The 15,073-nt window shown below is 41.7% G+C and carries 17 protein-coding genes and 1 pseudogene; all 18 read left to right on the top strand.

The genetic code is table 11. The features are described from left to right. Positions 1 to 23 precede the first annotated feature (23 nt). A complete protein-coding gene (gene uppS, locus B649_RS08720; protein WP_041192432.1) occupies positions 24 to 710 on the top strand; it encodes a polyprenyl diphosphate synthase in 687 nt (228 codons plus the stop codon). Next, complete coding sequence (gene galE / locus B649_RS08715; protein WP_015654156.1) at positions 707 to 1,720, top strand: UDP-glucose 4-epimerase GalE; 1,014 nt, start codon at positions 707 to 709, stop codon at positions 1,718 to 1,720. Before uppS ends, galE begins: the two co-directional genes overlap by 4 nt. A 47-nt stretch (positions 1,721 to 1,767) precedes the next feature. Then, positions 1,768 to 2,088: pseudogene (locus B649_RS08710) on the top strand (sugar phosphate nucleotidyltransferase); the annotation flags it as partial. Between the two features lie 57 nt (positions 2,089 to 2,145). After that, positions 2,146 to 2,598 (top strand): GDP-mannose mannosyl hydrolase, encoded by a 453-nt coding sequence (locus B649_RS08705; RefSeq protein ID WP_051013658.1) that lies wholly within the window; start codon positions 2,146 to 2,148, stop codon positions 2,596 to 2,598. Continuing rightward, complete coding sequence (gene gmd, locus B649_RS08700; protein WP_041192431.1) at positions 2,598 to 3,719, top strand: GDP-mannose 4,6-dehydratase; 1,122 nt, start codon at positions 2,598 to 2,600, stop codon at positions 3,717 to 3,719. The genes B649_RS08705 and gmd overlap by 1 nt, the downstream gene beginning before the upstream one ends. A 2-nt stretch (positions 3,720 to 3,721) precedes the next feature. Further along, entirely contained in the window at positions 3,722 to 4,768 is a 1,047-nt protein-coding gene (locus tag B649_RS08695; RefSeq protein WP_015654152.1) for a GDP-L-fucose synthase, read from the top strand. After that, complete coding sequence (gene cysD / locus B649_RS08690; RefSeq protein ID WP_015654151.1) at positions 4,765 to 5,676, top strand: sulfate adenylyltransferase subunit CysD; 912 nt, start codon at positions 4,765 to 4,767, stop codon at positions 5,674 to 5,676. The genes B649_RS08695 and cysD overlap by 4 nt, the downstream gene beginning before the upstream one ends. Next, a complete protein-coding gene (gene cysN, locus B649_RS08685) occupies positions 5,676 to 7,088 on the top strand; it encodes a sulfate adenylyltransferase subunit CysN (protein ID WP_015654150.1) in 1,413 nt (470 codons plus the stop codon). The genes cysD and cysN overlap by 1 nt, the downstream gene beginning before the upstream one ends. Positions 7,089 to 7,105: 17 nt before the next feature. After that, positions 7,106 to 7,897, top strand: coding sequence for a sulfite exporter TauE/SafE family protein (locus B649_RS08680; protein ID WP_015654149.1), 792 nt, complete (start codon positions 7,106 to 7,108; stop codon positions 7,895 to 7,897). Between the two features lie 9 nt (positions 7,898 to 7,906). Then, positions 7,907 to 8,515 carry an adenylyl-sulfate kinase gene (cysC, locus tag B649_RS08675; RefSeq protein WP_015654148.1) on the top strand — a complete coding sequence of 203 codons (609 nt, stop codon included), beginning with the start codon at positions 7,907 to 7,909 and terminating at the stop codon, positions 8,513 to 8,515. Next, on the top strand, positions 8,499 to 9,272 hold the full coding sequence (gene cysQ, locus B649_RS08670; protein WP_015654147.1) for a 3'(2'),5'-bisphosphate nucleotidase CysQ: 774 nt from the start codon (positions 8,499 to 8,501) through the stop codon (positions 9,270 to 9,272). The genes cysC and cysQ overlap by 17 nt, the downstream gene beginning before the upstream one ends. Further along, on the top strand, positions 9,269 to 10,459 hold the full coding sequence (locus B649_RS08665; RefSeq protein WP_015654146.1) for a UDP-N-acetylglucosamine 4,6-dehydratase: 1,191 nt from the start codon (positions 9,269 to 9,271) through the stop codon (positions 10,457 to 10,459). The genes cysQ and B649_RS08665 overlap by 4 nt, the downstream gene beginning before the upstream one ends. Then, complete coding sequence (locus B649_RS08660; RefSeq protein WP_015654145.1) at positions 10,460 to 11,599, top strand: LegC family aminotransferase; 1,140 nt, start codon at positions 10,460 to 10,462, stop codon at positions 11,597 to 11,599. It begins immediately after the preceding gene. Next, positions 11,596 to 12,177 carry a NeuD/PglB/VioB family sugar acetyltransferase gene (locus tag B649_RS08655; RefSeq protein ID WP_015654144.1) on the top strand — a complete coding sequence of 194 codons (582 nt, stop codon included), beginning with the start codon at positions 11,596 to 11,598 and terminating at the stop codon, positions 12,175 to 12,177. Before B649_RS08660 ends, B649_RS08655 begins: the two co-directional genes overlap by 4 nt. Beyond that, positions 12,174 to 13,169 (top strand): N-acetylneuraminate synthase, encoded by a 996-nt coding sequence (gene neuB, locus B649_RS08650; protein WP_015654143.1) that lies wholly within the window; start codon positions 12,174 to 12,176, stop codon positions 13,167 to 13,169. The genes B649_RS08655 and neuB overlap by 4 nt, the downstream gene beginning before the upstream one ends. A 23-nt stretch (positions 13,170 to 13,192) precedes the next feature. Next, on the top strand, positions 13,193 to 13,486 hold the full coding sequence (locus B649_RS08645; RefSeq protein WP_015654142.1) for a nucleotidyltransferase family protein: 294 nt from the start codon (positions 13,193 to 13,195) through the stop codon (positions 13,484 to 13,486). Next, positions 13,479 to 13,829: a DUF86 domain-containing protein gene (locus B649_RS08640; protein ID WP_015654141.1), complete on the top strand. Its 351-nt coding sequence runs from the start codon at positions 13,479 to 13,481 to the stop codon at positions 13,827 to 13,829. The genes B649_RS08645 and B649_RS08640 overlap by 8 nt, the downstream gene beginning before the upstream one ends. Continuing rightward, entirely contained in the window at positions 13,822 to 14,991 is a 1,170-nt protein-coding gene (gene neuC / locus B649_RS08635; RefSeq protein ID WP_015654140.1) for a UDP-N-acetylglucosamine 2-epimerase, read from the top strand. The genes B649_RS08640 and neuC overlap by 8 nt, the downstream gene beginning before the upstream one ends. Positions 14,992 to 15,073 lie beyond the last annotated feature (82 nt).

Below are 15,073 nucleotides of genomic sequence, written 5' to 3'. Positions count from 1 at the left end.
TTAAAATCGTGTAAAGCTGTTAAATGAAATCATCCTGTCGGCATATTGGTATTATTATGGACGGAAATGGCCGATGGGCAGCGCAGCGCGGACAAAATCGCTCTGCCGGACATGAAGCGGGAGCGATCAAAGTCCGTGAAACAACCCGCCTTTGCTTTGATTACGGGCTCACTCATCTGACTCTCTACGCATTCAGTACTGAGAACTGGAAACGTCCCGCTCTTGAAATCGCTTTTTTGATGAAACTGATGACGAAATATATGAAAAACGAGCTCTCTCATATGATCGAAAACAACATCCGTTTTGAAACGATTGGTGATTTAACTCCATTCTCAGCATCTCTGAAAAAGCAGATCCGAGTGACTAAAGAGGCAACTGCACATCATACTGGACTGACACAGGTACTTGCTCTCAACTACGGAGCACATGATGAGATGATTCGTGCCATCAACCGACTTCGAGAATATGATATTACGCCTACACCTGAACAGCTAGAAAAGCATCTTGATACCGCAGCATTTCCAAGTGTGGATATGATTATTCGTACTGGTGGGGATATGCGACTTTCGAACTTTTTGTTATGGCAAGCCGCCTATGCGGAGCTTTTTTTTACACCGACACTATGGCCTGATTTTTCAGCTGAGGAATTTGATACGATATTAAAAGAATTTGAAAAACGAGAACGCCGTTTCGGGGGATTAAACGGATGAGTAAGAGAGGCCGTATTTTTGTAGCGGGTGGAGCCGGATATATTGGAACCCACACCTGTGTTGAGCTTTTGAATGAGGGATATGAGGTAGTCGTCTATGATAACTTCTCCAACAGCAGCGCCGAAGCACTCAAGCGTGTTGAGACCATTACGGGTAAAGTAATCACATTGATTGTTGGAGATATACGGGATGAGGGAGCGATGCGTGAGGCGATGGCCGGCTGTGATGTGGTGATACATTTTGCAGGGCTAAAAGCGGTGGGGGAATCGGTTGCTAAACCGCTCGATTATTATGATAACAACGTTCATGGGACATTGTGCTTATTACGTGCCATGGATACGAATAACATGAAAACACTTGTATTCAGCTCATCGGCTACGGTCTACGGCGATCCGGAGTATCTTCCCCTAAACGAATCACATCCTTTACGAACCACCAACCCCTACGGTCGAACTAAACTCGTTATCGAAGAGATTTTACGTGATCTGTACACCTCTGATCCCACATGGAAGATTATGATTTTACGCTATTTTAACCCAGTAGGGGCACATAAGAGCGGACTGATAGGCGAAGATCCACAGGGGATTCCGAATAATTTGATGCCGTTTGTCGCTCAGACAGCGGTTGGGCGAAGAGAGAAGTTGCGTGTGTTCGGTGCCGACTACTCGACCCATGATGGGACGGGGGTACGTGATTACATCCATGTCGTTGATCTGGCTCAGGGGCATCTTAAAGCGCTCCAGGCATTAAATACCCCCCAATGCACCGCACTTAATCTCGGGACAGGAATAGGATACAGTGTTATGGATGTGGTGAAGGCGTTTGAGAAAGCATCGGAACGCCGTGTTCCTTATACGATCGCCCCTCGTCGGGAGGGTGATATCGCCGTATGCTATGCCGATTCTCTCTTCTCTAACTCTCTTCTAGGATGGAGAGCCTCTCGGACGTTAGAGGATATGTGCCGTGATACATGGCATTTCCAATCCAAAAATCCGAATGGATATCTGTAAATGTATAGAGTGGTTATCGGTTCGAGAATAATTACCAAGGGATCGAAATGACAAACATCATTTTATGCGGAGGAAGCGGTACCCTTCTTTGGCCGATAAGTCGTACCCTTATACCAAAACAGTTTGTAAAACTATTTGATGCCTCAGGGCAACCTCTCTTTCCAAGTAATTTACCTTCTAATAAATCACTTTTTCAGCTTACCGTCGAGAGAAATACAAAAATGTGCGATACCCATTTTATCGTCTCCAATGCGGAACAATATTTTTTAGCGCTCGACCAATTAGAAGAAAATCCACGCTTGGATATGCAGCATGTGAAATTTCTGTTGGAGCCTGTAGGGCGTAACACAGCTCCTGCAATTGCACTGTACATCGTCCATGGGGAACCTATACAATACTCGAAGATGATATTGTGCGGATAGATGATGATTTCAGACAATAAGTTTAAAATGGTCGTGGAAAATGCTCCCCTTATCTCGATTGATTTTATCATCAAAAACACGCAAGGCAATTTTTTACTCGGTAAGCGAGTTAACAAACCGGCACGAGGCTTTTGGTTTACTCTGGGTGGTCGGATCTTTAAAAATGAGACCTTGGATGAGGCGATCAAACGCCTCTCAAAAAAAGAGTTTAATCTTGAAACAACACAAGAGATGTTAGTATTTCACGGAGTATATGAGCATTTTTATGATGACAGCTTTTTTGAGGATACCATCAGTACCCATTATGTAGTATTGGTGTACCGTTTAAAAATCAATCATGAGCTCACATTGCCCCAAAAGGAGCATACTGAATATCGCTATTTTTCAAAAGAGGAACTTTTGGAGAATAGCAATGTTCACGCGTATGTAAAAAACTATTTCAAAGGATCACTCTAATGTTGGAACAGAAAGTTGCACTTATAACCGGTATCACAGGACAGGATGGGAGCTATCTCGCCGAATTTCTCCTCAAAAAAGGGTACATTGTCCACGGGATTAAGCGACGGACTTCTCTTTTTAACACCGATCGTATCGATCATCTGTACCAAGACCCCCATGTTGATAACCGCAACCTCTTTTTACATTATGGGGATATGACTGATTCGATGAACCTTACCCGTATTATCCAAGAGGTACAACCGGATGAGATCTATAACCTCGCCGCGATGAGCCATGTTGCCGTCTCATTTGAAACACCTGAGTATGTAGCCAATGCCGATGGGACAGGAACACTTCGTATTCTCGAAGCCGTAAAACTTTTGGGACTTGCCCACAAAACGAAAATCTATCAGGCTTCCACCAGCGAACTATACGGTAAAGTCCAAGAGACTCCTCAATCTGAAACCACACCGTTTTATCCGCGTTCTCCGTATGCAGTGGCTAAAATGTATGCTTACTGGATCACCGTCAACTACCGTGAAGCCTATGGGATGTTTGCGTGTAACGGAATCCTTTTCAACCACGAAAGCCCTGTACGCGGTGAAACGTTTGTTACCCGTAAAATCACCCGTGCGGCTTCTAAAATCGCCCTTGGATTACAAGATAAACTCTACCTCGGTAACCTCGATGCCAAACGTGACTGGGGTCATGCAAAAGACTATGTACGGATGATGTGGATGATCCTCCAAGCCGAACAGCCAGAAGACTGGGTTATTGCAACAGGACAAACCACTACAGTACGTGACTTTGTCCGTATGGCATTTACCTATGCCGGAATTACGTTAGAGTTCCGTGGAGAAGGCGTCGATGAAAAAGGATACGTCATATTCTGCAGTAATTCTGAGTATCAAGTCGACATCGGCCGTGAAGTCGTTGCCGTCGATCCTCGCTACTTCCGTCCGACTGAAGTTGATCTCTTGTTAGGTGATCCGACCAAAGCAGAACAAAAACTGGGTTGGACTAGAGAATACCGACTCCAAGAGCTAGTTGACGATATGATGAAATCGGACCTCAAGCTAATGACAAAAGATGTCTATCTCCAAGAGGGCGGCTATAAAACAATGAGCTATTACGAGTAAACATGGATAAAAATAGCAAAATTTATGTAGCCGGTCACCGTGGACTTGTCGGCAGTGCCATCATCAAAAACCTTCACTTCAAAGGGTACAGCAATATCATGACCCGTACCCATAGTGAACTTGACTTAACAAGTCAGCAAGCTGTTGCTGACTTCTTTTTAGCCGAAAAACCGGAATACGTCTTTTTGGCTGCAGCCAAAGTAGGCGGGATCGTAGCCAATAACACTTACCGGGGTGAGTTTATTTATGAAAACGTGATGATCCAGAACAACATCATCCATCAGAGCTTTCTCAACGGTGTCAAAAAACTGATGTTTTTGGGAAGTACCTGCATCTACCCGAAAAATGCCCCTCAGCCGATGCCGGAGCATTGTCTCCTCACAGATACATTGGAATATACCAACGAACCTTACGCGATTGCCAAAATCGCCGGTATTAAAATGTGTGAGAGCTATAATCTACAGTACGGCACCAACTATATCAGTGTTATGCCGACCAATCTCTATGGACCTAACGATAACTTCGATTTGGAAAAATCGCACGTCCTCCCTGCCATGATTCGTAAAATCCATTTGGCCAAACTCCTGAGTGAAAATAATACTCAAGCAGTATTGGATGATTTAAAAATGGATGACATTGAAACCGCATTGGGGTATCTCAAAGGTTTCGGTGTGAGCGGTGAACGGGTAGAAATTTGGGGGAGCGGTAAACCGATGCGTGAATTTCTCTGGTCCGAGGACATGGCAGATGCCTGTGTATTTCTAATGGAAAATCGTGATTTCAAAGACACTTTTAGCACGACAAACGAAATCCGTAATACTCACATAAACATCGGAACCGGAATCGATATCAGCATCCATGACCTAGCACATCTGATACGTGAAATCGTTGGATTTAGCGGTGAGCTTTATTTCAATGTCGATAAACCTGACGGAACGATGAAAAAGCTTACAAATGTTTCTAAGCTACATGCCCTCGGTTGGAAACATACGGTAGAGTTAAAAAGTGGAATAGAAATGATATACAATTGGTATAAGGAAGTACATTGATAGCGCAAGAACGATTAACTCACCTTAAACAACTTGAAGCCGAATCGATTCACATTTTACGTGAAGTAGCTGCTGAATTTAGTAATCCTGTAATGATGTACTCTGTAGGCAAAGATTCATCTGTAATGTTGCATTTAGCTATAAAAGCATTTGCCCCGAGCAAACTCCCTTTTCCTCTTTTGCATGTTGATACCCTTTGGAAGTTTAAAGAGATGATAGAGTTTCGTGACCAACGTGCTAAAGATCTCGGATTTGATCTTATCGTGTACTCCAATCCTGAAGGGGTGGCAATGGATATATCTCCATTTGAACATGGCAGTAAAGTACATACAGATATCATGAAAACTGAAGGGCTGAAACAAGCACTCAATAAAGGGGGCTATGATGCCATTATCGGAGGAGCGCGCCGTGATGAGGAAAAAAGCCGTGCCAAAGAGCGTATCTTTTCATTTCGAGATAAACATCACCGATGGAATCCAAAAAATCAGCGTCCTGAACTCTGGAACCTTTATAATACAGCTATTCAAAAGGGGGAAAGTGTTCGTGTCTTTCCTATCTCTAACTGGACAGAACTTGATATTTGGCAATACATTTATTTGGAAGGGATTTCTATCCCTTCTCTGTACTTTGCTAAAGAACAGTCGGTAGTCGAGATAGACGGTGTCAAGATTATGGTGGATGATGAGCGTATGCCAGATGAGCTTCGCCGTACTGCTAAAAAAGAGATGGTACGATTTCGTACGCTCGGGTGCTACCCACTGACTGGAGCGATTAATTCAACCGCAACAACATTACCAGAGATAATTAAGGAGATGATTCTTTCAACAAGTAGCGAACGTGAAGGGCGTCTGATCGATAAAGACCAAGAGGGTGCTATGGAATTGAAAAAAGTAGAGGGATACTTTTAATGGATATACTCAACTATTTAAAAGAACACGAAAACAAAGATATGCTCCGTTTTTTAACCTGTGGATCTGTTGATGATGGTAAAAGCACACTGATTGGACGAATGTTGTATGACTCAAAAATGATATTTGACGATCAGCTTTCAGCCGCTGAAAGTGAAAGTAAAAAGTACGGTACTACCGGTGAAAAAATTGATATGGCACTTTTGGTGGATGGTCTTCAGAGTGAAAGAGAACAGGGTATTACTATCGATGTAGCCTACCGTTTTTTTGCTACGGATAACCGTAAGTTTATTATCGCAGATACACCAGGACATGAACAATACACTCGGAATATGGTTACCGGCGCATCTACTGCTGATGTAGCTATCATCCTCATCGATGCTCGTAAGGGTATTTTGACACAAACCCGCCGTCATAGTTTTATAGTTTCATTATTAGGTATAGAGCATGTCATAGTCGCTATTAACAAGATGGATCTGGTAGATTTTTGTGAAGATACATACACCGAGATTAGCAAGGCTTATGGAGCTTTAGCAGATGAATTAGGTATCAAAAATACCTATTATATCCCTTTGAGTGCATTAGATGGTGATAATGTCGTAATGGTGAGCAAACATACTCCTTGGTATGATGGGGAAACTCTTTTAAGTTTACTGGATACGATGGATATTTCAAAAGAACAAAAATCGGAAAGTTTTAGATTTCCTGTACAGTATGTAAACCGTCCAAACCTTGACTTTAGAGGATTTTGCGGGACTATAGCAGCTGGCAGTGTAAAAGTTGGTGATGAGATTATGGTTTTACCATCAGGAAAGACGACGAAGGTCAAGAGTATCATTAATGCTGGAGATATCACAGAAGCCGACCGAGGTGTAACGACTGAAGAAGCGTATGCACAAATGGCTATAACGATTATAACAGAAGATGAAGTTGATATTAGCCGTGGCGATATGATTGTTCATACACATTCTCTCCCGAGTGTCTCAAATAATCTTAATGTTATGTTGGTTTGGATGGATGAAAAATTAATGATTTTGGGACGCACGTATGATATTAAATGTGCAACATCCATGATCTCTGGAAGTTTTGAAAAGATAAATTACAAAGTAGATGTTAATAGCTTTGAACGAACACAGGTTGAAGTATTGGCGCTTAATGATATCGCCTCATGCAGAATGATTCTTACCCGACCAATGGCCTCAGATACTTATACTGTAAATCGTCTAACAGGTAGTTTTATCGTGGTAGATCGTATGACAAATAATACGGTGGGTGCTGGAATGATCATGGGATCAAGCCAAAGCAATCAAGGAGCACTAGCGAAAAAGTATACTAAGGCTGAAATGGAACTTAATGTCTATATCCGTAACAATTTCCCCGAATGGGGATGCATTAAGATAGATACAATTTAAGAGAACGGAGAACTCGAATGGATTTTATGTTGGTGGTCGCAGGAGCCTTAACTGGGTTACTCGTCGGCCTGAGCGGTGTGGGTGGAGGTGCTTTAATGACACCGATGCTGTTACTGATATTCGGTGTTGCACCATTAGCGGCGATTGGAACCGATCTGTGGTTTGCCGCTATTACAAAAACATTTGCTAGTAGAGTACATCAAAGGCACGGTTTGATTGATTGGCAAGTGGTTAAGCGATTGTGGATCGGAAGCTTGAGTGCTTCAGTTTTAACAATAGCATGGATGAAAATTCATCCTGTTAATGACACATCGGTCGAGTTGTTGAAAATATCGATTGCGATTGCGGTATTGATTACAGCCGTTGGGATGATTTTTCAAAACCCTTTACATTCTTTAGGCAGACGATTGCGTATAACCGAAGGGGAGAACTTCAAGATTTGGCAAATGCCTCTGACAATTTTAGCGGGAGCATTGTTAGGTTTTTTGGTCTCGTTAACATCAGTCGGAGCGGGGGCGCTAGGCGCCGTATTTTTAGCTTATTTATACCCTTTAAGATTGACTCCTTCTCGTCTTATTGCAACAGATATAGCTCATGCAATCCCTTTGGCATTGTTTGCTGGAATAGGGCACCTTTTGATCGGGAATGTGAATTTTGGATTGTTAGGAAACTTATTAATCGGTTCTATTCCTGCTGTTATTTTGGGAGCTTTTTTGTCATCGCGTCTACCACATGCACTGTTACGGGGGATTTTATCGTTCGTATTATTGGCGATAGGGATAAAACTGTGGCTCTCTGTGGTTACTTAAGGGGAAAGAATGCGTAAGAATATTGTATGGCATGGACATAATATATCAAAAAAAGTGCGTGGGGATGGAAAGGAACAATATCCTTGTATCATTTGGTTTACCGGTTTGAGTGGTTCAGGAAAATCTACGATAGCTAATGCTCTAGAAAGTAAACTAAGCGAAATAGGCAAACATACCTATTTACTTGATGGGGATAACATTCGTCACGGGTTAAATAAAGACTTAGGGTTTAGTGATAATGATCGGATGGAAAATATTCGTCGGATCGGAGAAGTTAGCAAGCTGTTTATTGATGCAGGATTGATTGTGATCAGTGCATTCATTTCACCATTTCGTTTGGATCGGAAGCAAGCTCGCATGTTGGTTGAAGAGAGGGAATTTATCGAAGTCTTCATTGATACACCGTTAGAAATTTGTGAACAACGGGATCCTAAAGGGCTTTACAAAAAAGCTCGAAAAGGGGAGGTTCCTACATTTACCGGTATAAGTTCTCCATATGAAATCCCTGAAACTCCTGAAATTCATATTCAAACAGATAAGCTGAGTATTGAAGAATCGGTGAACGTTATTCTCAAGTATTTACATCAAAAAGGATATTTTCATGCTTCAACACATTGATATTAATGACATTATCACTGTTGCCCAAAGGGCTGGCGAAGGGATTATGGAGATTTACGCAAAAGATTTTAATGTCGAATACAAAGATGATAAAAGTCCACTTACTGAAGCTGATCAGAGGGCTAATGAAATTATTATTGATGGGTTAAACGCACTATCGGTCCAATTTCCTATCCTTTCTGAAGAAGGGAAAGAGATACCCTACGAAGAACGGAAGGACTGGGAATACTTTTGGATAGTTGATCCTCTAGACGGAACCAAAGAATTTATCAAAAAAAATGACGAGTTTACGGTCAATATTGCTTTAATTTACAAAAATACTCCCATACTCGGGGTAGTTTATGCCCCTGCTTTGGATGAAATGTATTGGGCAAAACGAGGAGAAGGCGCGTTTAAAAATGGAGAGCGTTTGCCTCTGAAAATGAATAATACACCAGACAAAATACTTACCGTTGTAGCATCAAAGTCTCATCTTTCAGAAGAAACAAAAGTGTTTATCGATCATTTAAAATCCACTACCCAACATTTGATATTCGTATCGAAAGGTAGTTCTTTAAAACTTTGTATGGTAGCAGATGGAAGTGCCGATATCTATCCGCGTTTAGCACCTACTATGGAATGGGATACGGCAGCTGCACAGGTTATTGTGACAGAAGCAGAAAAAGCGGTTATTCACAATATTACCGGTGAAATATTAGTATATAATAAAAGAAATCTTACAAATCCATACTTTATTGTACAAGGGACACGTGTATGAGTCGAATATTGAATTTTATTGGACGTGAAAAAGAACTTTTTTTCCAAGATATCAACCAACATGAAATTAAGTTGTCTAATATCGTTTCATCTTCTACCTTTTTAGTGATTGGCGGAGCCGGTTCGATCGGGCAGGCCGTTACCAAAGAGATATTTAAACGTAACCCGAAAAAATTGCACGTTGTTGATATCAGCGAAAATAATATGGTCGAATTGGTACGGGATATCCGAAGCTCGTTCGGCTACATCGACGGAGATTTTCAAACGTTTGCGCTCGATATTGGGTCTATAGAATACGATGCGTTTATCGAGGCAGATGGGAAATACGATTACGTCCTTAATCTTTCGGCGCTCAAGCATGTTCGAAGTGAAAAAGATCCATTTACCCTTATGCGCATGATTGATGTTAATGTTTTTAATACGGATAAAACACTACAGCAATCGATCCGAAATGGGACGAAAAAATATTTTTGCGTATCCACCGACAAAGCAGCCAATCCGGTCAATATGATGGGAGCTAGCAAACGGATTATGGAGATGTTTTTAATGCGAAGAAGTAAAGATATCTCTATTTCAACGGCACGTTTTGCCAACGTTGCATTTAGCGACGGCTCACTGTTGCATGGGTTCAACCAGCGTATTCAAAAACGCCAGCCGATCGTGGCCCCCAATGATATCAAACGCTATTTTGTTACACCGCAGGAATCGGGAGAATTGTGTCTGATGTCGTGTATTTTCGGCGAAAACCGCGACATCTTTTTTCCGAAACTTAGTGAGGCACTTCATCTGATTACGTTTGCCGATATCGCTGTGAAATATCTCGAAAATCTGGGATACCAACCTTATCTGTGTGAAAGCGAAGATGAAGCGAGAGCCTTAGCCGCGACATTACCGGCTCAGGGAGAATGGCCGTGCCTCTTTACCGCCAGCGATACGACAGGTGAAAAAGATTTTGAGGAGTTTTTTACCGACAATGAGACGCTTGATATGGAGCGGTTCCATAATCTCGGAGTGATAAAAAACGAACCGGTCTATGACGAATCGAAGCTTAACCACTTTAGGGAAACGATTGATCGGATGAAAGCGGCGCGTGCATGGACAAAAGATCAGATAGTCGAGTTGTTTTTTGAGATGATCCCCAATTTCGGTCACAAAGAGACCGGAAAATATCTCGACGGGAAAATGTAAATGATCAGTGAAACCGTAAAATTTATCCAAAACCTTTATCGGACAGAAGAATTTATCCCTCTGCATGAGCCTCGTTTTAACGGCAATGAAAAAGCGTATCTAAACGAGTGTATCGACAGTACGTTCGTTTCGAGCGTAGGCAAGTTTGTCGACCGGTTTGAAGCGGAATTTGCGCGCACCGTCGGAGCCAAATATGCCGTTGCTACGGTCAATGGAACGGCAGCATTGCATATTTCCCTCATTTTGGCAGGGGTAGAACGGGATGATGAAGTGATCACTCAGCCGCTTACGTTTATCGCCACGGCGAACGCGATCAGCTATATCGGGGCAAAACCGGTCTTTCTGGATGTGGATTTGGAGACGATGGGGTTAAGTCCGGATGCGCTTAAGTACTTTTTGGAACAAGAATGTGTACTTAGCGATGGCCGATGCCTGAATCGTTCCACCGGAAAAACGATCAAAGCGTGCGTACCGATGCACACGTTCGGTCATCCCTGCCGCATCGATGAGATCAAAGTGGTATGTGATGCATGGCATATTGTATTAGTCGAAGATGCGGCAGAGTCTCTGGGCAGTTACTACAAAGCAAAACACACCGGAACTTTTGGAACTCTCGGTGTATTTAGTTTCAACGGCAACAAGATCATCACGAGCGGCGGCGGCGGTGTTATTGTCACCGATGATGAGGTTTTGGCTAAACGAGCCAAACATATCACGACGACTGCGAAGATCCCTCATAAATGGGAATACGTCCATGATGAAATTGGTTATAACTATCGTCTCCCGAATCTTAATGCAGCACTGTTATGCGCACAGCTTGAACAACTGGAAAGTTTTTTGGAGAACAAACGGTTGTTGGCTAATGAGTACAAAGAGTTTCTTGCATCTCAAAATATTCTATTCATAGAAGAACCGGAAAACGCCCGATCCAACTACTGGCTGAATGCTGTCTTGTTAGACGATTTACAACAGCGTGACGAATTTTTAGACTATACAAATAATAACGGTGTTATGACACGACCGATTTGGGCATTGATGAATAAACTTGAAATTTTTAAATCGTGTCAGCACGATGCACTCACAAACTCCCTCTTTTTGGAAGAGCGTGTCGTCAATATTCCAAGCAGTGTCCGGCTATGAAACCGAAAATCCTCTTGATCGGTGGCGGTGGACACTGCAAATCGGTGATAGATGTGATTGAGATGGAAGGTTCGTTTTCGATTGCAGGAATTATCGATCAAAAAGAACTAGTTGGGAAAAAAGTGCTTGGATACGAGGTGGTCGGTTGTGATGACGATTTAGAAGAGCTTTTTGCAGGTTTTACACATGCGATCATAACCGTCGGGCAAATTAAATCTCCTGATGTGCGGATAAAGCTTTTTAATCGATTGAAAACGATCGGTTATGAAATTCCGTCGATCATTTCTCCAAAGGCGTATGTATCCAAACATGCTACGGTTGATGAGGGAACCGTTGTGATGCACGATGCCCTTATTAATGCCAATGCAACGGTAGGAAAAAATTGCATTATCAACTCTAAAGCATTGATAGAACATGACAGTATTGTCGGCGATCATTGTCATATCTCGACGGGAGCCATCCTCAACGGAGGAACAGTTGTGAGTGAGGGGACATTTTTTGGAAGCAATACCGTATCCAAAGAGTACGCAATTATTGCGGAGAAATCGTTTATCAAAGCGGGGAGTGTGGTGAAATGAGTGTTTTTATTATCGCTGAAGCAGGGGTAAATCACAATGGCAGTCTCGAATTGGCTAAACGATTGATTGACATTGCCGCCGTAGCTGGGGCTGATGCCGTTAAATTTCAAACCTTCAGAGCCGATAAGCTCGTCTCTAAAACCGCTCAAAAAGCCGAGTACCAGCAACAGACAACCGATGCTAAAGAATCTCAGTATGAGATGATTAAAAGATTGGAGCTGGATGAAACCGCCCATCATGAATTGATTAGTTATTGCAAAACTAAAAATATCCTTTTTCTTTCTACCCCTTTCGACCATGATAGTATTGAATTACTCAATAATTTAGGAATGAATATTTTTAAAATTCCCAGCGGAGAAATTACCAATCTCCCCTATCTTTGCCACATTGGGTCGTTTCGAAAAGAGGTCATTCTCTCGACTGGAATGGCAGATCTGGGCGAAATCGAAGATGCCTTGGATATTTTAATCGCATCGGGAACACCGAAAGAGCAGATCACTGTTTTGCATGCGACGACGGAGTACCCATGTCCTATAGAAGATGTTAATCTGCGGGCGATGCAGACCATAGCGGTAGCCTTCGGGGTAAAGGCAGGTTATTCGGATCATACCAACGGTATCGAAGTACCTATTGCCGCTGTAGCGATGGGAGCATCAGTGATTGAAAAACATTTTACTCTGGATTGTACGATGGATGGACCTGATCATAAAGCGAGCTTGGAACCAGATGAGCTGATAGCTATGGTTAAAGCAATCCGAAATATCGAAAAAGCATTAGGAACAGGGATTAAAAAACCAAGCCCAAGTGAAGCAAAAAACATGAGCGTTGCTCGTAAAAGTATCGTTGCATCACGATCAATTGTAAAAGGTGAGCGTTTATGTGCTGAAAACATCACTGTAAAACGTCCAGGGAATGGTATCAATCCGATGCGATGGGATGAGATTATCGGAACGATTGCACTTCAAGATTATCAGGAAGACGAGTTGATATAATACATTATAGAGAGGGACTCAAAATGACTAAGGCTTTTATACTAGACTTTTTAACGCAACATAAAAAAGAGCTAAATGAAAAATATGGTGTTGTTAAAATAGGTTTATTTGGCAGTTATGCCAGAGATGAGCAAAGAGAAGATAGTGATATTGATATAGCTGTTGAAATAGTAAAAGAAAGAAAAAATATCCATACTTTTTTAAATCTCAAGCGAGAGATGGAAAAAGCATTTGAGAAAAAAGTTGATCTAGGCATAGAAAGCACCCTTAAACCGTTGGCAAAAATTTATATTGCAAAAGAAATCATCTATGTCTAAACGAGACGAAAAACTTTTTATTAATGATATTAAAGAATCAGTAGATGCGATTTTGGAGTATGTTGAGGGAATGAGCTTTGATGAGTTTATCACTGATCGAAAAACCTACAGTGCTGTTATTAGAGAATTTGAGATAATAGGAGAGGCAAGTAAGCATTTATCGAATGAACTGCTTGAAAAATATTATGATGTTGATTGGAGAGATATTAAAGATTTTAGAAATTTGTTAATTCATGAATACTTTGGCGTAGATTTTGAAATTGTCTGGAATACGTTGCATCAGGATTTGCCTAGTTTAAAGTCTGTAATTGAAGAGATGTCAAAAGAGCAGCCTAATGACTAACCGTAAAGTCTGTATTGTTACCGGAACCCGAGCTGAGTATGGGCTTTTGTATTGGTTAATGAAAGAGATAGAAGCCGATAGTGATTTAGACCTTCAAATCATAGTAACAGGAATGCACTTAAGCCCTGAATTTGGTTTGACATATAAAGAGATTGAAAAAGATTTTACGATTACTAAAAAAATCGAAATGCTCCTTTCCAGCGATACCTCTGTAGGGATTTCCAAATCGATGGGACTTGCACAGATCTCTTTTGCGGAAGCCTATGAAGAGTTAAAACCAGACATAGTTGTAGTACTTGGAGATCGATATGAGATATTCAGTGCCGTGAGTGCTGCTATGATAGCCCGTATCCCTATCGCGCATCTACACGGTGGTGAAACGACGGAGGGGGCGTTTGATGAGTCGATACGCCACAGCATAACCAAAATGGCCCATCTGCATTTTACCGCTGCCGAAGAGTACCGAAACCGTGTGATACAGCTGGGCGAACATCCTGAGCGTGTGTATAATGTCGGAGGGATGGGGATAGAAAATATCAAACGGCTCAAACTCTTGGATAGAGAAGCGTTTGAAGAAAGTATCGGTTTCACGCTTGGCAAAAAAAATCTACTCGTTACTTTTCACCCTGTAACATTGGAAAGTTCTACATCCTCGTCACAGTTTCAAGAACTTCTTAATGCTATCGATGAATTAGGGGAAACTCATATCATTTTTACCAAAGCCAACAGTGATACGGACGGCCGTATTATCAATGAGATGATCGATGAATACGTTTCCAAAAATCCTTATAAATCCGTAAGCTTTGCCTCCTTGGGGCAGTTACGCTACCTCAGTGCGTTGCAATACGTCGATGCGGTATTAGGTAACAGTTCCAGCGGTCTTGCAGAAGCCCCAAGTTTTAAGATTGGAACCATCAATATCGGTGATCGTCAAAAAGGGCGCTTAAAAGCTGTAAGTGTCATTGATTGTGAGCCGAACAAAAATGATATCAAAAAAGCATTTGAAAAACTTTATTCACAAGAGTTTCAAGCAAATTTAAAAGATGTACAAAATCCTTATGGTAATGGATGTGCGAGTCTTAAAATAATTGAGGTTTTGAAAAAGATTGATTTAAATAATATCTTAAAAAAATCGTTTTTTGATTTGGAGTTCCAATTATGAACATCTTCAAAAGTGAAATGGCCCAGCACCACTTTCCTAGAAGCGAAAGAAATATAAGAGCCTTAGCAATACTCAGAGGTGT

The organism is Candidatus Sulfuricurvum sp. RIFRC-1 (genome assembly GCF_000310245.1).
In the GTDB taxonomy this organism is placed as follows: Bacteria; Campylobacterota; Campylobacteria; order Campylobacterales; family Sulfurimonadaceae; genus Sulfuricurvum.
Note: the sequence above shows the minus strand (reverse complement) of the source record. Positions and strands in the feature narration are given on the sequence as shown.